Source organism: Bradyrhizobium sp. BWC-3-1 (assembly GCF_032917965.1).
Lineage (GTDB): Bacteria > Pseudomonadota > Alphaproteobacteria > Rhizobiales > Xanthobacteraceae > Bradyrhizobium > Bradyrhizobium canariense_D.
This window is the reverse complement of record NZ_CP136625.1, coordinates 2624127-2647825: the sequence shown is the minus strand read 5'-3', so window position 1 is coordinate 2647825 and position 23699 is coordinate 2624127. Positions and strand designations below refer to the sequence as shown.

At 63.2% G+C, this 23699-nt stretch carries 19 protein-coding genes; 9 read left to right on the top strand and 10 right to left on the bottom strand.

The genetic code is table 11. The features are described from left to right. Positions 1 to 222 precede the first annotated feature (222 nt). A complete protein-coding gene (locus RX329_RS12740) occupies positions 223 to 960 on the bottom strand; it encodes a VOC family protein (protein ID WP_085384009.1) in 738 nt (245 codons plus the stop codon). A 33-nt stretch (positions 961 to 993) separates the two neighbouring features. Continuing rightward, a complete protein-coding gene (locus RX329_RS12735) occupies positions 994 to 1665 on the bottom strand; it encodes a sensor histidine kinase (protein ID WP_085384008.1) in 672 nt (223 codons plus the stop codon). Between the two features lie 332 nt (positions 1666 to 1997). Here RX329_RS12735 and RX329_RS12730 point away from each other — a divergent pair, with 332 nt between their 5' ends. From RX329_RS12730 to RX329_RS12715, 4 genes are all read left to right on the top strand, one after another. Then, a complete protein-coding gene (locus RX329_RS12730; RefSeq protein ID WP_085384007.1) occupies positions 1998 to 4841 on the top strand; it encodes an ATP-binding protein in 2844 nt (947 codons plus the stop codon). Positions 4842 to 4959: 118 nt separating this feature from the next. Beyond that, positions 4960 to 5667, top strand: a complete 708-nt coding sequence (locus RX329_RS12725; protein WP_018460346.1) for a hypothetical protein — start codon at positions 4960 to 4962, stop codon at positions 5665 to 5667. 184 nt (positions 5668 to 5851) lie between these two features. Beyond that, complete coding sequence (locus RX329_RS12720) at positions 5852 to 6553, top strand: type 1 glutamine amidotransferase domain-containing protein (RefSeq protein ID WP_085384006.1); 702 nt, start codon at positions 5852 to 5854, stop codon at positions 6551 to 6553. Positions 6554 to 6675: 122 nt separating this feature from the next. Next, the gene (locus RX329_RS12715; RefSeq protein ID WP_085348989.1) at positions 6676 to 7632 is read left to right on the top strand and encodes an alpha/beta fold hydrolase; all 957 of its coding nucleotides are present in this window, start codon (positions 6676 to 6678) and stop codon (positions 7630 to 7632) included. A 49-nt stretch (positions 7633 to 7681) separates the two neighbouring features. On the opposite strand, the gene RX329_RS12710 is transcribed toward RX329_RS12715, so the two are convergent. Further along, entirely contained in the window at positions 7682 to 10564 is a 2883-nt protein-coding gene (locus RX329_RS12710; RefSeq protein ID WP_317245892.1) for an ATP-binding protein, read from the bottom strand. 354 nt (positions 10565 to 10918) lie between these two features. Here RX329_RS12710 and RX329_RS12705 point away from each other — a divergent pair, with 354 nt between their 5' ends. Beyond that, entirely contained in the window at positions 10919 to 11902 is a 984-nt protein-coding gene (locus RX329_RS12705; RefSeq protein WP_094183564.1) for a helix-turn-helix domain-containing protein, read from the top strand. A gap of 83 nt (positions 11903 to 11985) precedes the next feature. Here RX329_RS12705 and RX329_RS12700 read toward each other — a convergent pair whose 3' ends face one another. After that, a complete protein-coding gene (locus RX329_RS12700) occupies positions 11986 to 14307 on the bottom strand; it encodes a molybdopterin guanine dinucleotide-containing S/N-oxide reductase (protein WP_085384003.1) in 2322 nt (773 codons plus the stop codon). 287 nt (positions 14308 to 14594) lie between these two features. Here RX329_RS12700 and RX329_RS12695 point away from each other — a divergent pair, with 287 nt between their 5' ends. After that, the gene (locus RX329_RS12695; RefSeq protein ID WP_018460353.1) at positions 14595 to 14987 is read left to right on the top strand and encodes a RidA family protein; all 393 of its coding nucleotides are present in this window, start codon (positions 14595 to 14597) and stop codon (positions 14985 to 14987) included. A gap of 69 nt (positions 14988 to 15056) precedes the next feature. Here the strand turns inward: RX329_RS12695 and RX329_RS12690 are convergent, their stop codons facing one another. The 4 genes from RX329_RS12690 to RX329_RS12675 all read right to left on the bottom strand — a co-directional run bounded on the left by RX329_RS12690 (position 15057) and on the right by RX329_RS12675 (position 19723). After that, on the bottom strand, positions 15057 to 16265 hold the full coding sequence (locus RX329_RS12690; protein WP_085384002.1) for a multidrug effflux MFS transporter: 1209 nt from the start codon (positions 16263 to 16265) through the stop codon (positions 15057 to 15059). A gap of 180 nt (positions 16266 to 16445) precedes the next feature. Further along, entirely contained in the window at positions 16446 to 17621 is a 1176-nt protein-coding gene (locus tag RX329_RS12685) for a helix-turn-helix transcriptional regulator (protein WP_244561209.1), read from the bottom strand. Between the two features lie 198 nt (positions 17622 to 17819). Beyond that, positions 17820 to 18722, bottom strand: a complete 903-nt coding sequence (mddA, locus tag RX329_RS12680; protein WP_317245891.1) for a methanethiol S-methyltransferase — start codon at positions 18720 to 18722, stop codon at positions 17820 to 17822. Between the two features lie 77 nt (positions 18723 to 18799). After that, complete coding sequence (locus tag RX329_RS12675) at positions 18800 to 19723, bottom strand: class I SAM-dependent methyltransferase (protein ID WP_244561208.1); 924 nt, start codon at positions 19721 to 19723, stop codon at positions 18800 to 18802. 209 nt (positions 19724 to 19932) lie between these two features. Between RX329_RS12675 and RX329_RS12670 the strand changes: the two genes are divergently transcribed. The 3 genes from RX329_RS12670 to RX329_RS12660 all read left to right on the top strand — a co-directional run bounded on the left by RX329_RS12670 (position 19933) and on the right by RX329_RS12660 (position 22306). Next, positions 19933 to 20883 (top strand): AraC family transcriptional regulator, encoded by a 951-nt coding sequence (locus RX329_RS12670; protein ID WP_085395395.1) that lies wholly within the window; start codon positions 19933 to 19935, stop codon positions 20881 to 20883. Positions 20884 to 21120: 237 nt separating this feature from the next. Next, a complete protein-coding gene (locus RX329_RS12665) occupies positions 21121 to 21255 on the top strand; it encodes a hypothetical protein (RefSeq protein WP_283806959.1) in 135 nt (44 codons plus the stop codon). A 358-nt stretch (positions 21256 to 21613) separates the two neighbouring features. Then, positions 21614 to 22306 carry a Crp/Fnr family transcriptional regulator gene (locus tag RX329_RS12660; protein ID WP_244561207.1) on the top strand — a complete coding sequence of 231 codons (693 nt, stop codon included), beginning with the start codon at positions 21614 to 21616 and terminating at the stop codon, positions 22304 to 22306. On the opposite strand, the gene RX329_RS12655 is transcribed toward RX329_RS12660, so the two are convergent. Continuing rightward, positions 22281 to 23243 carry a hypothetical protein gene (locus RX329_RS12655; protein ID WP_317245890.1) on the bottom strand — a complete coding sequence of 321 codons (963 nt, stop codon included), beginning with the start codon at positions 23241 to 23243 and terminating at the stop codon, positions 22281 to 22283. The two genes, RX329_RS12660 and RX329_RS12655, sit on opposite strands and share 26 nt — an antisense overlap. A 12-nt stretch (positions 23244 to 23255) precedes the next feature. Beyond that, the gene (locus tag RX329_RS12650) at positions 23256 to 23543 is read right to left on the bottom strand and encodes a hypothetical protein (RefSeq protein WP_018460363.1); all 288 of its coding nucleotides are present in this window, start codon (positions 23541 to 23543) and stop codon (positions 23256 to 23258) included. Positions 23544 to 23699 lie beyond the last annotated feature (156 nt).

Here is a 23699-nt window from a genome sequence, read left to right as displayed (position 1 = left end):
GACATAAACGCCTCGGTTCGCCATGCCGAGAGATTGGCGCAGGCCCTGGCAATTTGCTCGTTATGGGTTGTTAGAGCGCGTTAGCCGTTGCGAGCCGCGCGACACCGAGGAGAGCGATCGTCGACTCGCGACGCGCGCCGCCAAAACAACACGGCGCGCGATGAGCTCAGTCATCGCGCGCCGTGTCGGCTTGCATCAGTCGAAGAATCCGTGCTGCCCAGCTCAGGATGGCAGCGGCTGGCCCGCCTGTTCGCGGACGATGTAATCGGCGTACCAATCGGCCCAGTTCTCGTCGTGCCCGCCGGTCCGCTTTTCGTGCTCGCCATGGGCCGCCGCCGCGCGGCGCAGTGCTGCGGCCAGCGCAGCCTGCGAAGCGAATGTCGTGCCGTCGCCCGCGATCCGTCCCGGCAATCGCGTCGTGACCTCCTGGAACAACCAGCCATTGCCGTCGGGATCGCTGAACGACGCATATGAGCCGTAGCTGCCGCGCTTCGGGTCAGCACCGCTCACCCGAACGCTGCCGGAGAGATAAGGCTCGTCGGTCCCCGCGTGAACATCGGCGGCACCGTGGAATGGAGCGCTGACCTCGACGCCGCGGTCGAGCAGATCCGTTCGCGCCGCCTCCAGATCGGAGACGATCAGGTACAAGCCTCGCGCCGAGCCCGGCGCTGCCGCCGTCACGTTCCTGCCGAAGATCACCGAGCAGGCCGAACCCGGCGGCGTGAACTGGATCACGCGCCAGTCATCGCCGGAGGCAAAATCGGCGTCCAGTCGCCAACCGAGACGCGCGTAAAAGGCCTTGGCGCGATCGACATCGGACACCGGGATCACGATCACCTCGAGCCGCTGATCGACGCTAGGCGATGTCGAAGGCGTCTTCGTAGACTTGTTGGAAGACTTGTTGGAAGGCTTATTGGAAAGCTTGGCCGCGGCGTCGCGGTCGATTTCGGTAGTGGCCATGTCGAACTCCCTGGGTTGGATCTAAGGCGAGCTTCAAGCAGCTGTGATCGGCATCACGATGGTTACGCGTGTGCCGTCCTCTCCCGCCTCGCCCTGCAGCCGGGCGTGAATGCTGCGTGCGAGTCCTTCGAGAATCCGGCTGCCGGTGCCCTGAAGCGGCCCGGTCGCGCCGATCCCGTTGTCTATTACCGTGCAGAACCAGGCGCCGTCGCGATTGGCCGTCTCGATGCGGATCAGTGCGTCATTCCTGTTCGGGAAGGCATGCTTGGCCGCATTCGTTACCAGCTCCGTCAGCATCAGCGCGAGCCGATGGCATTGCGACGCCGGCAGCGTGCCGCTTTCAATTGCAGCCTCGCAGCGGATGCCCGCCGGCTCCAGCACGGCCTCGGAAATCGCTCCGCACAGATTTTCGAAGAAGGCCGCCACCGGGATCGCCGTATGGTCGTCATTGTCGGACAAGAGTTGATAGAGCCTGCCGAAGGCGACAATGCGCCGCTCGAGCCGGTCCGCTGCAAGCGATACGTCCCTGGTACCCGTTCGGGTGAAATCGCGGCGGACTGACGCACCCAGTATCGTTAGCGTGTTCTTCATCCGATGGTGGGATTCCCGCAGCACGAGCTCCCAGTCACGCGACTGATCGTCTAAACTGGCCACAAATTGAGATCGAACGACGTCGTCATTCGGCCGAGCATTGATACCGGACATCGTAGCCTCCCCGTTGGAATTAGCGTCAAACTCGGAACGGATACTGGATGCAGTTCGCGCGCATTGCTCGTTAGACGTTGCAAGATTCTGTTATGATGGGGGTCCGACGACGGGCACTCCGAACGTGAGCTGGTCGGTCAAGCACACTGCCGGGTTGTCCCGATCGCTCCGAAAGAGGCTCGCGTTGAGTACAATTTGCGACGGATCGTCGCGCGCGACCGGCCAATTGCCGGCACCCTCCACGCGATTTCGCCACTTTCGACCAGTTTACTCAGGGTTCCCTTCTGCTAGATCAAAGTGCAGAGTTCAGCTCTCACTGGAATGATTGGCCCGTGCCGGACACTAACGACCAGGATTCGGCCATTGCTTTCGGGCCATTCCGGCTGTTCGCAAAGACGCGGCTGCTCGAGAAGGACGGCGCCCCGGTTCACCTCGGCGGCCGTGCGCTCGACATCCTCGTTTTTCTCGCCGAGCGCGCCGGCGAGGTCGTGGACAAGCGTGAGTTGATCCGGCGGGTCTGGGCCGACGTGAATGTGGACGAAGGCAGCCTGCGCTTTCACATCACGACGCTGCGCAAGGCCTTGGGCGATCCGGGCGAAGGGTCCCGCTACGTCGTCAACGTCCCCGGACGAGGTTATTGCTTCACGGCGGCGCTGCTCCGGGCTGCCCCTTCGGAGAACCGGACCAGCCTGCCCGTTGCTTCGCCGCGCTCGTTGCCCTCGCCGCTGGCAAAGATGATCGGGCGGGACGATGCGGTCCAGAGAATTTCCGCCGAGCTCGTTTTGCATCGCTTCGTCACGATCGTCGGTCCCGGCGGGATCGGCAAGACCTCGGTCGCACTGGCCGTGGCGCATGGCGAGCTCCCGGCCTTCGACGGCCAGGTGTGTTTTGTCGATTTTGGCGCGCTGAGGGAGACCCGGCTCGTTGCGGGAACGATCGCGGCCGCGCTGGGCCTGACAGTCAATTCCGACGATCCGGTGCCGGGGTTGCTGACGTTCCTGCGCAACCGGCGGATGCTGATGGTCTTCGACAGTTGCGAGCACATCCTCGACGATCTCGCCCCTCTGGCGGAGCGCATCGTCCGGGAAGCGGGTGAGCTGCATATTCTCGCCACCAGCCGCGAATCCTTCCGCGCCGAAGGTGAGCGTGTCCATCGGCTGTTTCCACTGGATTGCCCGCCACAGCGCGACGGACTCGGCATCGCCGACATCCTTGCCTATCCCGCAACTCAGCTTTTTGTGGAACGCATTGCAGAGAGCCTGAGCGAATTCGAGCTCAGCGAGGAGGATGCGCCGCTTGTGGCCGACATCTGCCGTCGATTGGACGGCATCGCGCTCGCGATCGAGCTCGCGGCCGGGCGTGTGAACGCCTATGGCATTGCCGGCACCGCCTCGCTGCTCGACAGCCGTTTCTCCCTGCTATGGCGCGGCCGGCGCACCGCTGTCCCGCGACACCACACCCTGAGTGCGGCGCTCGCCTGGAGCTATGATTTGCTGCCGGCAACCGAAAGCGCAACGCTGCGCGGATTGTCGGCCTTCGTCGGGCCGTTCACGCTGGAAGCCGCGCTTGCGGTCGCATCCTGTCAGGGCATCGGCGAGGCAGAAGCCGCCGAGGCGATCTCCAACCTGCTTTCCAAATCGCTGATCGCGACCTCGCCTGCGGAGCGGCGGCTGCGCTATCGCCTGCTGGATACGACGCGTGCCTTCGTCGCGGAGAAGCTCGTCGAGAACGGCGAAGCTGACCGCGTCGCACGTGCCCACGCCGAATATTTCCGCGATTTCCTGCGTGACATCGCCCTCAAATCCACGGGCATGCAGAGCGCCGGAGGCTTTCTTCCCTATGCCGACCACCTGCCCAATGTCCGGGCCGCGCTGACCTGGAGCTTTTCGGACGGCGGGGACCGAACGATCGGCGTGGATCTGGCGGCGTCGGCGGCGCAATTCTTTCTCGAGCTGACATTGCTGACCGAATGCTACCGCTGGACCCAGCAGGCGCTGGCGTCCCTCGACGCGAGCGCGGTGGATGGCCGCAATGAAATGATCTTGCAGGCCGCGCTCGGCGTATCCGCGATGTTCACGCAGGGCAATACCGAAGCGGTCCGCTCGGCATTCACGCGCAGTCTCCAACTTGCCCAGGAGCTCCAGGATTTGCACTGGCAGCTCTGGCTGCTCCGCGGATTGCACATCTATCTCACCAGGGTCGGAGATTTTCACGGAGCACTCGGAACCGGGGAACAGGGCGAGAGCGTCGCGCGGAAGCTGAACGATCCCGCCAGCACGCTGAACGTCGAATGGATGCTGGGCGTCGCCCATCATTTGATCGGCAACCAGGACAAGGCGGTGCAGCTCTGCGAGAGCGCGATGTTGCATAATCCCGGCTCGCAGCGGCTGAATATCGGCCATCTCGGCTATGACGACCGCATCGTCGCACTGGTGGCGCTGGCACGCGGGCTTTGGCTCACCGGCCGGCCCGATCGTGCGATCGAGGCGTCGAGATACACCGTTCGCGAAGCCGAGCTGCTCGAACAGCCGCTCACTCTCGGTATTTCCTTGATCTGGACCATCTACGTGTTCCTCTGGGTCGGCGACTTGGCCAATGCGGAAATCCTGATCGAGCGGCTGATCGATCATTCCGCGCGGCACTTCCTCGGGCCCTATCACGCGGTCGGCATCGGCCAGAAGGGTGAGCTGCTGCTTCGCCGCGGCGACGTCGCCGCCGGCATCGAGCACCTCCGCCGCAGCCAGGCCACGCTGTACGCGACGCGACACCGGATCATGACCACGGTGTTTGCGACCGCGCTCGCGGAGGGACTCGTGGCGCAGAACCAGGCCGACGAAGCCTTGCAGACCATCAACGATGCCATCGCAGAGATTCCCGATCATGGCGAATCCTTCGACATGCCGGAGATGCTCAGGGTCAAGGGCGACATCCTCGCCCGGTCGGGCAATGCCGCGGAGGCCGAAAGCTGCTTCCTGGACTCGCTCGATCTGTCACGCCGCCAAAGCGCGCTCGGCTGGGAGCTGCGGGGAGCAATTAGTCTCGGCCGGGTTTGGCGCGGGGCCGGAAAAGCCGCCGACGCACGCGCCCTGCTCGCCCCCCTCGTCGCGCGGTACCAGGAGGGCCTCCAGACCCGTGATCTCGTCGCCGCCAGGGAGCTCCTTGCGGCGCTGAATTGAGAGTATCTTCAATGAGATACCGCAAGGCTATCCGCTCGCAACTCCTAACAAATTCTAACACGCCAAGCCGCATCCGCCCCGCCATGGTGGTGGCACTTCATGGTGGATATGGCGGGACATGGCGCTTCTTGACGATGTAATTGATGCCAGCGGCGGAATGGCCCGCTGGAATAGCTTGAGCCGGTTCACGCTTCACCTCTCCGTCGCGGGAACGCTGTTCTCCAGCACCGGACATGCCAGCGAATTCAAGGACGTGACGGCGGAGGGCTCGACCCGCACGCAATCGGTCCGCTTCACCGGCATCACCGGAGGCGAACACTCCGGCTCGTTTCAGCCGGACGCGATCACGATCGAAAGCCTCGAAGGTGAGATTCTGCGGACCTGGCGCAATCCGAATCTTGCGTTCACCGAGGCCGGTTCGCCCGCGCTCGCGGGCGAGCTGCATCTCGTCTTCTTCTGCGGCGTCGCGATCTGGAATTATCTGACCAATCCATTCCTGCTCGCCCATCCCGATGTCTTGGTGGAGGAGCTGCCGCCGTGGCAGGAGAATAACGAGTCATGGCGGCGGCTGCGGGCGCAATTCCCACCGAGCCTGATCACGCTCGCGCCCGAACAGATCTTCTATTTCGACGAGAACGCATTGCAACGGCGGACCGACCACGATCTGTTCGGAATGAAAGTCGCGCATTACTCCTGGGCCCATGACAGCTTCGGCGGCATCGTGGTGCCGACGCTCCGACGCGCGCAGACGCTGCGGCCCGACGGAACCGTGGTCGCCAAGCCCGTGCTGATGGATGTCGAGATCTTTGACGCCGTCTTCGAGTAGCGGCCCGCGCGATATCTCCAACTCTCAACGTCTAACAATACATAACGAGCCAACAGTCGGCCTTGAGCGCAGATTGGGGTCGCGAGCAACGAACGACGTGACGTGCTCGAACGAGACCCAGCTCCGCGCATCTCCACCGCAATGGAGCGCGTCATCGCAGCAAACGCACTCAAGGAGAACGGTCATGAAAATATTGATGGTCATCACCTCGCACGATCAGCTCGGCAACACCGGGCGCAAGACGGGCTTCTGGCTCGAGGAGCTCGCCGCCCCCTATTTCATCTTTAGGGATTCCGGGGCCGAGATCACCCTCGCCTCGCCGAAAGGCGGCCGTCCGCCGCTTGACCCCAAGAGCAACGAGCGCGAATTCCGCACCGACCTGACGCTACGCTTCGAGGCCGACGTCGCCGCCGAAGCCCAACTCGACAAGACGGTTCGCCTCGACAGCGTCAAGCAGGAAGATTTCGACACCGTCTTCTATCCCGGCGGTCACGGCCCGATGTGGGACCTCGCCGAGGACAAGGACTCGGTCAAGCTCATCGAATCCTTCCTTGCCGCCGGCAAGACAGTCGCCGTGGTCTGCCATTCGACTGGTGCGCTGCGCCACGTCAAGACGCCCGACGGCAAGCCCCTGGTTCAGGGCAAGGAGGTGACCGGTTTCACCAATGGTGAAGAGGAGGACGTCGGCCTCACCAAGGTGGTGCCTTTCCTGGTCGAAGACGAAATGCTGAAGCTTGGCGCCGTCTTCTCGAAGACGGCAAACTGGGGCGTTCACGTCGTCACCGACGGCCTCTTGATCACGGGCCAGAACCCGCACTCCTCGGGTCCGGCCGCGCAGGCCCTGCTCGCCGCCCTGAAGGGCGAGCCGCTGGCGCGCGCGTCGTAAAGCCCAGATGCGGCACATCGCGAGAGGCGCCCGCGATGGTGCCTCTCGACGCCGCCGTCACAAGGGGATGTCCCCTACTTGCGACACATCTTCACCTCACATGCCGAATTCGGAGCGATGACATGAACATCCCAGCCACTCTTGCCCTATCGGCCGCTTTGGCCTGCGCGACCGTGCAGGCCTCGGCACAGGATCTGCGATCGAGCCGGCGTTCGATCAGCTATCACAAGACCGATATCCGGGGTCTCGAGATTTTCTACCGCGAGGCTGGGCCCACCGACGCTCCGACGGTGCTGCTGCTCCACGGATTTCCCTCGTCGTCGCGGATGTGGGAGCCGCTGATGCCGCTGCTCGCCGACAAATATCATCTCATCGCGCCGGACTATCCCGGCTTCGGCAACAGCAGCGCGCCGCCGCCATGCGACTTCACCTATACGTTCGACAACATCGCCGCCGTGATCGGCGAGCTCACAACGAAGCTCGGCCTCACCGACTACGTCCTGTTCATGCAGGACTACGGAGGCCCTGTCGGCTTCCGCATGGCGCTGGCGCATCCCGAACGCGTCCGCGGTGTCATCGTCCAGAACGCGGTTTCGCACGAGCAGGGGCTGAGCCCGCTCTGGAATGCGCGCAGGAAGTACTGGGCCGACCCGGCGCACGAGGTCGAGGCGCTCAAGGCCAACTTTACGTCCCTGGAGGCGACGCGTCAGCGGCATCTCGGCTCCAGTCCGCGTCCCGAGCGCTATGACCCCGACACCTGGATCGACGAATACGCGTTCCTGACGCGTCCCGGCCAGGCCGAGATTCAGACCACGCTGTTCCTGGATTACCGGACCAACGTCGCCTCCTATCCGAAATGGCAGGCTTGGTTGCGCCAGACGCGGCCACCGACGCTGGTGGTCTGGGGCGAATACGATCCGTCATTCGCCGTCGCAGGCGCGACGGCCTATCGCGACGACGTGCCGGATGCCGAGGTTCACATTCTCGAAGCCGGCCACTTCGCGCTGGATGAAGCCACCGACGAGATCGCTTTGCTTGTCCGCGACTTCCTGGGGCGGCTGGCTGGACACAAGGGTTGAGCGCTGATGGACGCGCTCAGCAGCGAGAAGAGACGGTCGTATCGACTGTTCAGGCCCCCGGTTCGTTCAACATGCGCCGTGCTGCAATGAGATCGGCGGTCTCGAACCCTTCGGAGAACCGGGCATAGGTTTGAGCGAGCTGTTCGAGCGGATTTTGCACATGCTGCCGGGTTCGAAGCCGCGCCAGCGACATCTCGGCTCGCAGCCGCCACGATAGCGCGCCCTGCTGTTCGGCGAGCGAGATCGAGGCGACAAGATCGGCCTCGGCCGCGTCGGGATTGCCGCCCTGGATCTCCAGCTCTCCCCGCAGACGGAGCAGCTCGGGCATGTCGAACGCGCCGCCTTCCCGCTCGACCCGCAGAATGGTTTCGTGAAGAACCTGAATGCCTTCCGTCAATTGTCCCAAGCTGACCAGGCCCCGAGACAGATCCGCGGCGAACGCCGAGGCATAGAGTTCGTAGCGGTCGGCATGCAGGCGTGGAAGCGCACTCCGCATCAGGTCGACGCCGCCGGCCGCCTCGCCCCGAGCGATCATGCTCTGCGCCCGAAAACCCGCCGCGACGGCTTCGTAAGGCACGAGCCCGTGCATGCTCGCATGCGCGGTCAGACGACCGGTCATGACCTCGACCGACGACCAGTCGCCGAGCCAGCCGAATACCGAAGCGGACCAGCATAATGCGATACAATGCATGACCACGTCATGCGGCGCCGAAGCGCCGACCAGCGGCCGGATGCATTCGAGCGCACGATCGGGAAAGCCGCGCAGCCATAGCACGCGCGCGAGCGGAATTTGCGGTGTGCGTGAATAGGCGAAATGCCCGAGTTGGGTGCCGCGGAGCGCAGCGTCGTCTCGCAGGCCCTGGTCGAGATGAGCCTGCGCCGCGGCCTGGTCTCCGGCGAGGTGATATGACACGCCGAGCAGCGCTTTGCTCCCGGCGATGCCCGCGGTATCGCCGATGACGCGGGCAATCCGCTCGGCGTGAAGCGCAGTCGGCACCAGATGCCGATAGCGACCGGTCCGGCGGTAGAACATGTTGAGCCGGGACAACAGCCTGAATGTGTTGGCGTGATCGGAAAGCGCTTCCGCTATTTCCAGCCCGCGCCTGAGCGCCGCTTCCGCCTGCTCGCTGTTACGTTCGGTGAACATCAAGGCGTGACCGAGCGTCGACTGAAGTTCGAGCTCCCATGCGCCGCCCCGGTCGGCCTCGTCCAGCATTGCGAGTGCGCGATCGGACCAGATGCGGGCCTCGTTCAGCAAATTGAGTTCGACGAACAGCCTTGTGCAGCTGCCGGCGAGCGGCACGCGCAAGCCGGCGCCGTCGTCGTTGGCATAAGCCCATTGCAGCGCAGCGCGGGCATCGGCGAGCAGGCTCGCGCTTTCCTGCAAACGTGACGCATGATCGCCGCCCTCCTTGTCCCTCATGCCCGCTTCGAGCGTGCATTGAACATAGAGAGCATGACGATGCGCGATCTGCGCCAGCTGTCCGCCGTCGCCCAGTTTCTGCAGGGCATAGGCACGCGTTGCGTCGAGCAGGCGATAGCGCCGCGATGCGCCGTCCGGCTGGGTGGAAACCAGCGACTTCACCACGAGTTGCTCCAGGGCCTCGACGACGCGATCCTCCGCCATCTCCGCCCCGGCCGCGACTGCTATCGCGCCCCTCAACGTGAAGTGACCTGCGAAGACGGCGAGGCGCTGAAATACGATCCGCTCGCTCTCGCCGATCAGACCGAAACTCCAGTCGAGCGTAGCGCCGAGCGTCTGCTGCCGCGGCGGCGCCGTCCGCCGCCCGCGCCATTCGAGCTGCAGCCGGCTGTCGAGCAGCGCCGCCATCTCGCGCAGTCCATAGAGACCGACACGTGCGGCAGCCAGCTCGATCGCCAGCGCGATGCCGTCGAGCTTGCCGCAAATCCGGGCCAGGACTTCGGCATCCTCGTCGGTGATGTCGTCGCGATGCCCCGCCGCGACGGCGCGATCGACGAACAGGCGCACGGCGGGATAAGCAAGCACCTCGCCGGCACTGAGGCGGGTGCCCTGCGGCGGACCGGGGAGCGAAACGAGCTCGAAAATCTGCTCGCCTTCCACCAGCAGCGATTCGCGGCTGGTTGCGAGGATGACGATGCCAGGCGCCTCCCGGTAGATGTTTTCTGCAAGGCGCGCGACCTCCTCGATGACGTGCTCGCAGCTGTCGAGCACGAGAAGCAGCCGGCGGCCGCGCAGGAAATTGACGATGCTGGCCGAGGGGTCCTCGTGGTGCACGACGAGGCCCAACGCGGCTGCAACCGTGCTCGCGACCAGCGCTCCGTCCTTGAGCGGACCGAATTCGAGGAAATGGACGTTGCCGTCGAAGCTATCGCACATCTCGTGCGCGAGCGCAGTCGCAACGGTGGTCTTTCCGATGCCGCCCGGCCCTCGCAGCGTGACGAAGCGATCGCGGAGCAAGCGCGCTGCCAACTCGGCCACGGCGTCCTCTCGCCCGACCATCCGGTCCAATCGGCGCGGTAGCGACGGTGGCGGCGCGGCCCTTTCAGGCACACGCGACGCCGGTGTAGCCACCTCCGCGCGCCCGCCACGCCGCACGGGCGCGACAAAGCAATAGCCCCGGCCCGGGATGTTGGTGATGTAGCGGGCACCATCCTTTCCGTCGCCGAGCACCTTGCGCAGCTCCGCGACATGGACGCGCAGGCTGACCTCCTCGACGGAAAGTCCGGACCACGCATAGCCGAGAATTTCGTTCTTCGGGACCACTTCGCCGGCGCGACTGACCAGCAGGCGCAAAATATCCATCGCACGGCTGCCGAGCCTGACCGGCAAGCCATCCTTCTCCAGCAGCCGCGACCGCAGCGAAAATGGCCCGAACGCGACGGCATCGAAATCTGGGATCGCCGCGGCGTCGCGGCCGCGGGGGCCCTGTCCTGCCGAGAGCTCGATCACTTTTGACTCATCTTGACGGCCGCTCCAGCGAAATGCGGCGCGACTATACCCGGCGCCAGTGCGAGGTCCAGCGAGGGCAACCCACAGAACTCACACCTCCACATCGATCTCCACGCCATGACCGGTGCTCTCCTGAGTCGTGTCGGGGATACGCAAATGTCTGATAAACTGTACAAAAACGACGCTTCCTGAGACGGGATGCCGCACCTGATGCGCTCCCACAAAAACTAACACATCCTAATCACCACTAACGAGCTTGCAGGTCAGCTCACGCCTATCCTCTCACCATGGAAAACGTGGGCTTTGCGCGTTTGCTGGTTGCAAACAGCGGAGAACGCCCGGAGAGGACGAACGATGTTGACCAATTTGCAGGCAGGTGATGCCTGGATTGAATTTCCGGGCACCTCGGGGGATTGCGAGTTCCCCCGGGCAACACACGCGATCATTCGGGAGCGTCAATGGCGTCAGATCGATCCGGGCACGGGAGCGGCGGCCGAGGACATCGCGATCTCGCGATGGGAAGACCCGCGGAGCACCTCGTCGCACCAAGCGACGACGCCCGAGGATCGCTATTTCGTCGGCATCGCCCTCAAGACCACGCGCGCGAAACTGACCCGGGATCGCCAGGTCATTTTCGACGGGACCATGCCCGCGGGCACACTGTATCTCACCGCGCCGTCAAAGCCCCTCGCCGGACAATTCCAGTCGCCATGCGCCTTCTTGCACTTTTACATCTCCGCGGATCAATTTCCGGCACAATTTTCCGGAACCGAAGGTTTGAATGATCTCGTCCTGTTGCGCGATCCGCTCGCGGCCGAGCTTGCCAAGGCGCTGATCGAACTTGGCGACGCCGCGGACCACGAGTTCACGCGCTGCATTGGCCAAACCCTCGCGATGCATCTGGCACGGCTGGAATTGCCACGCGCCAAGGTCAATGCCCTGCCGAAATGGCGGCTGCGGCGCGTCGAGCAATATATCGCCGATCATTTCCACCGCTGCATCAGCCTGTCCGAGCTCGCCAATGTCGCCGGCCTGTCCAGAATGCACTTTGCGGCGCAATTCCGCGTCGCGACCGGTTATCGCCCCCGCGAATATCTGCTCAATCACCGGATCGAGCAGGCCAAGACGTTGCTGGCGACCACCGAGCGGCCGCTGGCCGAGATCGCACTCGCCGTCGGCTTCAGCACGCAGGCGCATTTTTCGACTGTCTTCAAGCGCATCACCGATCAATCCCCGGCACGCTGGCGCCTCGCCAGCAAGGGCGAACGGCGAGAGGTGCAAGCACTCCCGCCGCGTCGTCCTGCTACGGAGAGGGACTGGATCAGCGCAGCCGCGTAAGCATTCGCTCGCGCCCTCATCCTCCCGGGCCTGCGAGCCACTCGGGGCCGTCCCTGCACCCACACAGGACGGCCCCTTTTTTTCTACACCGGATCGAAAGCCCGGATCGGCGGCAGATTGCCGGTGAACTTCTCGACCTCGGCTGTCGTGAGCTGACCGGTGCAGCCTTGCGCAAAGGACGACGTGCCGACGTCGCGGGTGAGCACGTTCGGATTGCCGTGCACGCAGAGCGGCGCGTCGTCTTCGGGGTCCATCGGGTCGTACCAGGCGCCGGTCGGGAGCTGGACCACGCCGGGCGCGATGCCGTCGGTGACGTGGACCGCGGCGAGACAGGCGCCGCGCGCGTTGAACAGCCGGATGATGTCGCCGTGCTTGATCCCGCGTGCGTCAGCGTCCCGTGGGTTCATGCGCGCGACCTCGCGGCCGCGATGTTTGCTTTGAAGCGAATGTCCGCCGAAATCGAGCTGGCTATGCAGACGCGTCACCGGCTGGTTGGCGACCAGGAAGCACGGCGCCCCCGGCTTGGGCGTGTCGGACTTCTCCAGCCAGACCGGATGGCCCGGGCAATCCGCATCACCATGACCTGCGATCTTGGCAGAGAATATTTCGATGCGACCGCTCGGCGTGGGCAAAGCATGATTGACGGGATCGTCGCGGAAGCGGCGCAGCCGGCCACCGTCGTCGGGCTGCTGCGGCACCACCAGGCTGCCGCGCCGCCAGAACTCTTCGAAGCTCGGCGCTTCCAGGCCGCGCGCTTCGAGCGAGGCGCGGGTCGGCTCATAAAGATGTTCCAGCCACTGACGTGACGTCCGCCCCTCGGTGAAGGGCTCGCGCGCACCGAGACGGTCGGCGAGATCGGCGAAGATCTCGTAGTCGTCGCGCGCAAGGCCGAACGGCTCGGCGATCCGGTGCATCGCGACCATCAGGGGATCGTTGCTGGAATAGCCGATGTCTTCGCGTTCGAGCGTCATCGTCGAGGGCAGCACGATGTCGGCATGCCGGGCCGTGGCAGTCCATGCGAGCTCGTGCACGACCAGCGTGTCGACTTTCGCAAACGCCTTGCGCAGGCGGTTGATGTCCTGGTGGTGATGGAAGGGATTGCCGCCGGCCCAGTAGACAAGGCGGATATCCGGATAGGTGCGCGTCTCGCCGTTGTAGCGATAGGCGCTGCCGGGATTGAGCAGCATGTCGGCGATGCGCGCCACCGGAATGAAATCGCGGACAGCGTTGCGGCCCTGCCCCAATGTCGGCCCCGGCACGTCGTTGACGCGGCGACCGTAATAGCCGATTGCCCCCAACGAATAGGCGTAGCCGCCGCCGGAGAGGCCGATCTGGCCGAGCGCTGCCGCCAGCACCATGCCCATCCACACCGGCTGCTCGCCATGCTCGGCGCGCTGGAGCGAATGAGAGACGGTGATGAGCGCGCGCTTGCCGGCGAGCCGGCGCGCCAGCTTGCGGATTGTGTCGGTGTCGACGCCGCAGACCGCGGCGGCCCATTCGGCGTGCTTGGGTTGGCCGTCGCTCTCGCCGGTGAGATAGCGCAGGAAGACCGGCCAGCCCTCGGTGTAGCGATCGAGGAAGGCCTGGTCGTGCAGGTTCTCCGCGATCAGCGTATGAACGATGCCGAGCATCAGCGCGGTGTCGGTCCCGGGCACGCAGGTCATCCACTCGGCGCCGGCCTCGACGGGCAGGTCTTCGCGCAACGGGCTGACCAGGATGAACTCGCAGCCGCGGCGGCGCGCAGCTTCCATCGCGCCGCGCTCGACATGCTTGCTGATCGAGCCGCCTGCGACCATCGAGTTCTTCAGCGCCATGCCGCCGAACGCCAGCACGATGTCGGTATCAGCCGCGATCTGCTCCCAGGTGACATTGCGCTTGGTGATATCCTCGTAGCCGCAGAGGATCTGCGGCAGCAGCACCGAGGACGCGCCGGAGGAATAGGAGTTCACCGAGCGCACATAGCCGCCCAAGGCGATGTTGAGGAAGCGATGCACCTGGCTCTGGGCGTGGTGGAAGCGGCCCGCGCTCGACCAGCCATAGGAGCCGCCGAACACCGCGCCGGGGCCGCGCGTGTCACGGATGCGTGCCAGCTCGTCGCCGAGCAGATCGAGCGCCTTTTCCCAGCTGACGGATACGAATTCATCGCGGCCGCGGCGATCGTCCGGACCCGGACCGCGTTCGAGCCAGCCGCGGCGGATCGCCGGCTGGGTGATGCGCGCCTGATGGCGTAGCGCGCCGGGAAAATTGTCGATGATGCGGTTCGGATCGGGATCGCCCGCATAGGCCCTGACCTCGAGCCCGGCCTCGCCTTGACGTGCCGAGAACACGCCCCAATGCGAGGTGTGCGGCTTGAAGCCGTCGGACAGGTCGAGGCCGGGGTCGGGGAAGCCAATCGTATCGTCCATCGTCGCATTCCTTGTTCCGGTCGCGGCACTGTCCCGGCCGCACCGATGTCATCCGCGTCGCAGTATAGCGATCCGCGCTTCGATGTCGTCGGGTCAGGGCCGGCGAAAATGCCGGGCGCTCGTGCAAGGACAGATTGGCGAACGTTCGCAGGAACGACCCGGCGGCGATTTTTCGTCCAATTTGTGCTTTTATTTTCAACGCTTTAGTCGGTTGCATTCAGAGCCGCGCGGTCCGTCTTTCGGTGAGACTTGGCGCGAGATCTCTTTGCGACGACACTGACATTGAAATGTGCGATATGCCGCCCGTCACACACAACATCGGTCCCATCATGATCAAGCGCGTCTTGCCCTACGAGGGTCTGCTCCACGAAGTGGTCGAGCATCATGGCGTGCTCTACATCGGTGGAATCGTCCCAGAGGACACGAGCCTCGACATGTCGGGCCAGGCAAATGACGTCCTCGGGCAGTTGGCGCAGCTGCTCAAGACCCTCGGATCCGATCTGAGCAACGTCTTGCAGGTGACCATCTACATGACGAGCCTCAAGGAGAAGGCAGACTTCAACGCGGCCTGGAAGGCGCATTTTGCAGAGGCTCATCTGCCGGCGCGCGCCGCAATCGGCGTGGCGGATCTCGGTCCCGGCGTCAAACTCGAGATCACGGCCATCGCCGCTCGACAATAGTGGCATGCCAGGGCGCCGCAAAGAACCTCACACCAAACCCATTGTGTTCTCGGCAAGATCCACCTCAGATTAGCGCCGCTCGTGAAGGATAACCGCCACGAGCGACGTTACTGTCAGCACGATTCCTAGCCCGACGGCCGGATCGCTGGCGACAATCGCCGCGAGAGAGGCACCGCATGCAGCGCCCGCCATTTGCGAGAATCCGAACAGGGCTGCGGCGATACCGGCCTTGCTGCCAAACGGCGACAGCGCTGCCGCGCTCGACAGCGGGCTCACTATTCCCACGCCGAACAGAAAGACGGAAGCCGCTAACAGAAATGGCAGCAGCGCGCCGTTCGCGAGCAGCACCGCGCAAAGCAGCCCGGCGCCTCCGAGGACGGTTAGTCCCAAGCCGACCGACGTCGCACGGCAGGAACCAACCCGCGCCGATAGCCTAGGCGCCAGCATGCCGGCCGCAAACACCAGGAAGACCACGCCCGCAAATAGCTCACCAAGTGTGATTGGCAAGAATCCAAACGATTCGAGCAGCACCCGCGGCGCGCTGGAGAAAATCGCGAAAAGACCGGCCATCACCAGTCCAGCGGTTCTAGCAGGCGCAACGAACCGGCGATCCCGAACAAGCTCCAGATAGAAGCCGGCAATTTTGAGCGGATTCAGAGAACGACGCGCGCCGTCATTGGTTTCGCCGACGAAGGTCGCATAGGCCAAAGCCGTGCAGAGCGCGAAGGCCGCGACAAAGGCAAATTCCGAGCGCCAGCCAAAGAATAGATCGAGCGCACTCCCCAGCAGCGGTGAAAAGCCTGGGGCGGCCGCGGTTGCCATGGTGATCGAGGCCATGACCTTTGCAAGTGCCTGGCCATCGAACAGATCCCGGGCGATCGCACGTGAAAGCACCGAAGCCGCACATGCGCCGCAAGCCTGCATTGATCGGCCGATCAGCAGGCTCGATAGATCGCGCGCGAAAGCGCACCAGATCGTACCGGCGATGAAAATTCCGAGCCCTATCAGAATCGGCATGCGTCGCCCGAACCGGTCCGACAGCGGGCCGGCAATCAATTGCCCTATGGCGAAAATCGCCAGAAAGATCGTGAAGGCCGACGTGACCGCCGCGCTGGATACATGGAAATCGGCCGCGATGACCGGCAGCGAAGGCAAGAAGATGTTGGTCGCAAGGATTCCTGTCGCCGCCAGGGCACAAATCACTATTCTGCGCGCCGCCGCCCCTGCTTGACGTCCGTGCCCCGCCGCAGAAACCGTGCCCTCGACTTCAATGGACATGCTGCGCTCCCAAGTCCTGTCCAGATGCGGCGAGGCAGGGACGCCTGATCACCTACCCCACTGCATGCTGGCCGGACGCATGCCATCCTGAACAACCACTGCTTGGGTGTCGTCCTGCGAATGTGGGAGGAGCGCGCAAATATTTGCTGCTTCTGGGTGCTGCAATGAGCGCCCTCTCTCCTATCCCGCCAGGGGCGTCGTATAGCCTGCAACCAGCTTGACGAGATCCGCCTGGCGCGCGGTGCCTGTTTTTTCAAACAACCGGCTGACATGCGTCCTAACCGTGCTATCGGCGACCCCGAACGCCATGGCGACCTCAGGAACGCCACCGACCTCGACGATGGCCAGCAACACGCGGAGTTCGGTCGGCGTCAGCTTGAACGCGCTGCCGATGGCTCCGGGAATAGAAGCAACCGCCAGCGACGCCTTGCGAACGAACAAGGCCGCCGTGGCGGTGTAAACAATACCAGCACGCCGACGCGCGCCTGACGTGAGGGGCAATGCATGGGCCACATAGCGGTCGCCCTCCCTGCCGGTCAGCGGCAACGCGATGCCCCTTATACCAAGTGCGGCATCGCCCTGCCCCGCGGTGGCGAAGACATCTCGCAGGGTGCGGTCGACCTGAGGATCGCTGGCGACCAGCCGCCCGCCCACGGAACTCAGAATATCACGAGCGTCGAGAATGGCATTGCCGGCCGTATTGGCGTGAATGAGACGTCCACCGGGATCGACGAGATACATGCCAGCACCGAGCCCGTCCAACGTGTCAACGAACGTCGCGAGTTCAGCGGCCTTGAACTCGAACATCTTGCCGATCACGACGGCACGCCTGATATGCGGCGCGATCAGCCTCATTTGCCGGCGCGCGTGCTCGTCGACGATCCCATTTCGCCGGTGGCGGAAGACCCCGAAAATAGCCGTGCTGACCGTGGTCCTGTCGACAACCGCGCTGACAAAATCGACAAGCCCCTGGGGCTCGGCCCACTGCCGGTATAGTTCACTCTGGGTGAGTGCTGCGAAAGACATCAAATCGGTCGTCGCGATCGGCTGCTCGAGGTCACCGAGAAAGTGCCCCTCCGCGGAGGAATAAATCTGCCGAAAGAGTTCGACCCGCAACGGCACGTCAAATCCAAAGCGATGGGGCACCGTGGCGTGCTGGACACCGACGTCCTTGCAGAACAGCCCGCCTGCTGCGCCGCCAACGAATTGCACGATGCTGACGATGGCGTCTTCCCAACGAGAGGGATCGATGGCGGCATCGTAGATGACGCTGATCAGGTCGCTCAGTTGCTGCTGATCATCTGAATTGTCTTTCGACGATTCCGAAACCGACCGCGGATGTGAAACCCTGTTCATTCGAAGACGCGCCCCCGGTGTGAGGATAGCTGTGAGACAACTTTAAGCTTTTCCGCTGATAGCGAGCCGGTATCGCGCTCAAATCATTTTGATCGTGTCCCACCGGAGCCGCGGGGAATATCGGCCATCCTTCAAATGGAGGATGGTCATGCGGTCGGTGATCCTCTTGGCCGGACGCCGCAGGTTGAAATGAGTTGATCAGAACGCGATGCGCACGCCGCCCTGCCCGTGTCGATACGGCTGCGACCGGACGCCGCGCCGCTTGAATCCACCCCTGCTTGCGGACTGATTGGCCTGTCTTGACGAGCGTCTCGGGTCGACGTCCTGGGACGCGGCGAAGCTTCGGCATGAAAGCGGGACGAGCATGGCCGCGTGACGGCGGTAGCGGCGATACCGGTTGCCGAACTGCTGGATCAGATCGTGCTCTTCCAACTGAATGCCGATCAGGATGTAGGCTGTGATGCCAAGCGAATAGACCAGATGACCGACCGTCATCGCAGGCGTGGCCCAGACTGCGAGCAGGATGCCGAGATAGATCGGATGGCGGACATACCGGTAGAGCAACGGCGTGCGGAATTTGGCTTCGGGCGGTTGTTTACCGAACAGGTGCATGAACACCTGGCTGAGGCCGAACAACTCGAAATGATTGAGAAGAAACGTGCTGACCACCAGCACGACCCAACCCAGCCAGAAGACGGCGTCGAGCGCCCCCGCCGCGACCGGGTGGTTCACGGTCCAGACCGGCGTGGGGATCGGCTGCCACTGCCAGTACAGCAACAGCAGTGCAAAGCTGGCGAACAGCACGTAGGTGCTGCGCTCGACCGAAGCCGGCACGATTCGCGTCCACCAGCGCTTGAAGCCCTGACGCGCCATCACGCTGTGCTGGATCGCGAACACTCCGATTAGCAGCACATCGATAACAATGCTTGCCAGAACCGGACCAATGGCCCCGGAATCGATAGACTTTGGAACGACCAGGTTCCCGGTGAAGGCAATGAGATAGAGCAAGGCGACGAGCGTGACACCGTAAGCGGCAGTGCCGTAGAGGACCGCAACTAGACCTGCCATCAATCTTCTCCCAGAGAGTTCATTTTTTTGCATCGATTCGTCCGATCGCGGCGGCGGCTGCGGCGGTGCTTACAATGAAGAGATTTCGAGCAGCGACTGGCGCGGGTACGTCACCCCCGGGGCCGCGGCGGTGATCCCGGATTCTGCGCGGTGACCATCCAAGAGCTTGAATTCATCATCACGCCTTCAGGGCGGACGAATTGTTTCAACTCGTCCTTCAAGGCCGCCACCAGCGTATCAAACAAACGAGCAGCCTTCGGACCGGCTTCGCGATAAACCTCCCCTGCGGGACCGATCGCGAGCTGAAACGCGACCGCTTCGTCAAGATCTCGCCCGACCAAGACTTCGGCATCGATCCGTTCGAACCTGATGCCGCCGTAGCCGGCAATCATCAATTGCCGAGTCACGGCCTCGGGATCGGTCATAGAAAACGGTCCGGGGCCGCAGGTTGCAGCGTCTTCCCTGACGGGGGGCAGGTAGCGAAGCAGAACCTCCTTCGACAGTGTAAGCCACGGATTGTCCGCCCGTTCGCGCCAGACGACCATCGTCATCAGTCCACCCGGCTTGAGCGCAAATCTCATGTTGCTCAAGCCAGCCGTTGGGTCTTCGAAGAACTGGGTTCCAAAGCGAGAGAAGCAAAAATCATGTACCGGCTCGAACGGATTGGTCTGAACATCCGCTTCGAGAAAGCTGAGATTGGTCACCCCTGCCTCCTTCGCATCTGCGCGGCCGACGTCGAGGAAGGCATTGCAGCAATCGAGGCCGAGGACGGATCCGGTCGGTCCGACGCGCCGCGCAAGTTCAATTGCGGTGTCGCCCCAGCCACATCCCACATCCAGGGCCCTGTCGCCGGCTCTGATCGGCAGCGACGGGAAGACTTTAGCGCTATGCAGGTGAAGGCCGCCGGCGAGGATGTGCCGCCACGCATTGAATTTCGGAGCCAGTACCGCGTTCCAGAAATCGATATACGGCGTGACGGTTGCGGTAGCCTGCGCGATGCTCATGATCGGGATATCCGTCTGCTTGGTTGCCATCCAGAACCCCGTCGTGGCGTCCCGCTTTTCCATTCTTCCGCAACCGGTTCCGCGTCCGCCTGACCGTCTGGACAGCGTCTCAAGGAAACGTGGAGGAATCGGTTGCTTGGCAGTTCATTCATGAGCCCCGTATAAGCGCGGGGACCGCCACGGTGAATGATCGCCCAGCCGGATCAGTTGACCGATCGTCCAAATCTGAGATTAGCCTAATGATCGATCCGCTATCGGAAGTGCTTCGATCGGTTCGCCTGACCGGCGGCATTTTTCTGGATGCGCGGTTCACCGCGCCGTGGAGCGTCCATACGCAGATCGTCGCTGAGGACTGCGTGACCTTCGCGGTCAAGCCCTCGCTGCTGATCGCTTACCACTTCGTCATCGCCGGAAAATTTCTGCTCAGCGTCGACAGCGAACCTACAGTCGAGGTGCGGGCCGGCGAGATCGTACTGCTGCCCAGAAACGATGTTCATACACTCGCCAGCGACGCGGGTCTGGTACCGACAAACGCGCGTCATCTCATTCAGCCGTCACCGGATGGGGGGCTGGCAAAAATTATGCACGGCGGAGGCGGTGAGCCGGCGCAAATCGTGTGCGGTTTTCTCGGCAGCGAGGAAACCTATAATCCGTTGATCGCGGCCCTGCCAAGAGTGCTGAAGCTCGACATTCGCGAGGGGGTCGCACGCGACTGGATCGAGGCTTCAGTGCGATATGCAGCCGGCGAACTGACGGCCGGCAGGTTCGCCTCGTCAAACCTGATGTCTCGGCTTTCCGAACTGCTGTTCGTAGAGGCGATGCGGCAATATTCCGTGACATACACCGATCAAGATGGAGGATGGCTGAAGGGGATTGCCGATCCGAAAATCGGACGCGCGCTCGCCTCCATTCATCATAACGTCGGGCTGCCGTGGTCCGCGGAGTCCCTTGCGAGAGAAGTCTCGATGTCGCGGAGCGCCTTCGTCGACCGCTTCACAACCCTGATCGGGGTGCCACCAATCCGGTATCTGACCATCTGGCGGCTTCAGGCAGCAAAGGTGAGCCTGCGAGAAACACGCAAGCCGATCGACCAAATCGCAGAGGAAGTGGGTTACGGATCCGGAGAAGCATTCAGCCGGGCGTTTAGGCGTGAATTCGGCCTGGCGCCTGCGCGATGGCGGCAACGCTGACAACGCAATTGATTGCGCACGCGTCAAGTTTCAGAACGAGCCTCCATAGGGGGACGATCAGGAAATGATGCGTCGCCGTCGCGGCGAGAGCCGTAGCGGGTCAAACCGGCCCTGGACGGTCGGAATCGCACCTCTTGTCTATCTCGCACAGCGGAGCATGTGACCAGCTGATAGGCACGTTCCAGTGCCCTCGGCGTGGACCTGGAGCACGGGCACGCGTCACGCACGCCGATTTCAATGCGCACAAACCCGCGATATCGGCGACGGGTCGAGATCGGCGAAGGCACGCACATGGTCCTGCTGGAGAAGAACCGGTTGCAGGCCTTCGACGCGATCAATCAGTTTCTCTCGGAACAGTATGAGCATGACTAGCGCGATCTCCGCGGATCCCGCCGCGAGAAACACAGATGCTTCGCCTGAGCGCGACTCGCGCTTCCGGTTCCCGAATCGTCCGATCCTTGAGGACGATCGCATGCGCCGTCTACTATTCCGGAACCGTTTGACCGATCGCCCTCGCACTTCTGGGCGCATGCTGGGCAGACAAACAATGACCTGCATGGAGTAAAACTATCAAAGTTTAATGCGCTCTGTCGCTCTCATCGATCAAATTGGGGACGGGTTCTGAGTTATTAGGCGACCAATGCAGGCAGGATTTGCGTTCTCCAAGCTCGCCGACCGGTTGGCGAGCCTCACTCCCGTAACGGCCGACGATCTCCACCTGCTCGCGGACATGGCAAGCACAATCGCGCATCTCGGTTCGCGTCAGGCCGTTTTGCGGCATGGCGATGATGCCACCCAGTGCTGCCTGCTCCTTCAGGGATATCTGTCGTGGCAGGATGCAGAGAGTGCGGACGGGCAGATCACGTCAATCCATGTTCCCGGTGACATCGCCGATCTACACACGCTTTATCGTCCTCGCGTTGACGGCAACCTGATCGCGCTCGGCCCTGCCATCGTCGCTCTCGTGCCACACCGCTTCTTTCACGATTTGTCCGCGCGTTCGCCCGCGATGTCTCGCGCATTGCTGCTGATGCTGCTCACCACCCACGCCATTCAGCGCAACTGGACAGTGAACCTGGGTAGCCGTGATGCATTGACGCGCGTGGCGCATCTGCTGTGCGAGATCACCACCCGGCTGCAAAGCGTCGGCTTGGCGAGAGATTTCAGACTGCCGTCACCCTTCACCCAATCGGACCTTGCGGCAGCATGCAGCATCTCCCCGGTCCACGCCAACCGCACGATTCAGGAACTGCGACGATGCAATCTCCTGCAATGGCAGGGCAAGACGGTAACGATCACGGACTGGCAGGGACTCGTGCGGCTCGCAAGATTCGATCCGACTTACCTGAGCATTTCGTCCAGCCGCGACGATGCGTCGTCCTCGCGTCTCAGGCCACTTACGGCGGACCTTGCGCTCGCTTGAGCTCCTTTCGGACGACACCTTGGAGACTTGCGGAGCGTGCAATCAGGGCCTCCCGCACCTCTTCAAGGACGCTATCCCAGTTGCCTGGTGTCCTCTGATGAAACAGCCGCAGGCTCGGATACCAAAGGGAATGGGCCTCGGATGCCGGCCAGCGCCAGTCGCAATCCGCATGCAATAAGACCCACGCCTCACAGCCGAGTGCTCCCGCGAGATGGGCCACCATAGTGTCGACGCAAATGACGAGATCGAGCCGCTGGAGGAGATGACCGAGAACCGTAACGTCAGGCGTGCTGACGTCCCTCGCGCCGATCTCGGCCAGTTCCCACGTTCGGGCCCCGCGTTGCAGTGAGCAGAGCGTCACGCCGGGAACGGCAAGATGTCCCAACAGGGACGGCGGAACGGTCCTCCGCTTGTCCCAATTGCCGACTTCCCAAACCAGGCCCACGGCAAGGCCCCTGAGTTCGAGACCTCGGTCTTGCGGGAGCGCTGGTTCGACCTTGGTCGGCAACGACAGGTAAGGTGCGCGCATCTCGACCTGCTCTCGCCTCGCCCTTATGGCATGCGGCACCTCCATAATCTCGATATCGACCTCGAAGTCGACCTCAGGTGCACCATCATGGAGCGCGAAGGCCCGATCGACGCCAGCCGCTCGCTCGACCAGCGGCAGAAGCTCGCCCTGGCACCAGACCGTGACGCGGCGCGCGACGTCACGAAGCGGCCGCATGAAGCGCAGGAACTGGATAGTGTCGCCGAGCCCGTGGTAGCAGCGGACCAGCACATCCCTGCCCCTCAGTTCCTCACCACGCCAGATCCGCTGCAGGTGACGCGGCCCGGTGTGCTTGGGTGGATACGCAAGCATTGCCAGATCGCGGTCATTGATTGCCCAGGCGCGTTCGAAGTCGCCTGCCCGCATCGCCTCGGTCCAGCTGCCCGACACGTGGTGATCCAACTAGCGCCGCACGAATTTGTGAAAGCGGCTCGGCTTACCATCCTTGGTCTGGTCCTGATGGAGGAAGGCAATGCCGGCCTCGTCGAACTTGGCGAAGAATTCGTCCCAGCTGATCCGATCGAGACCTTCGTCGGGCGGATCGAAATCGATGCGCAGGATACCGGCGTGTCCGTCCTCCTCCGTGGCCTTGACCGTCGCAGGCTTTCCGCCGCGCTCCTCCGCCCATTTCCGGATCACATCATGGCTGGTGGTCTGCTGGGCTTCGCTGGTTTGTGATTTGGATGACATGTGACACCTCGATTGCTGACAAGGAGCGAGCGACGGATCGGCCCTCGCGTCGGACTGTTTCGCCGTGAACGCCGGACGCGAGCATTTGTTCTTTCGTAGGCCGGACTCTCTTCAAAACATCATCTTCTTCATCTTCATCATGGAAGCTTTTCGTTC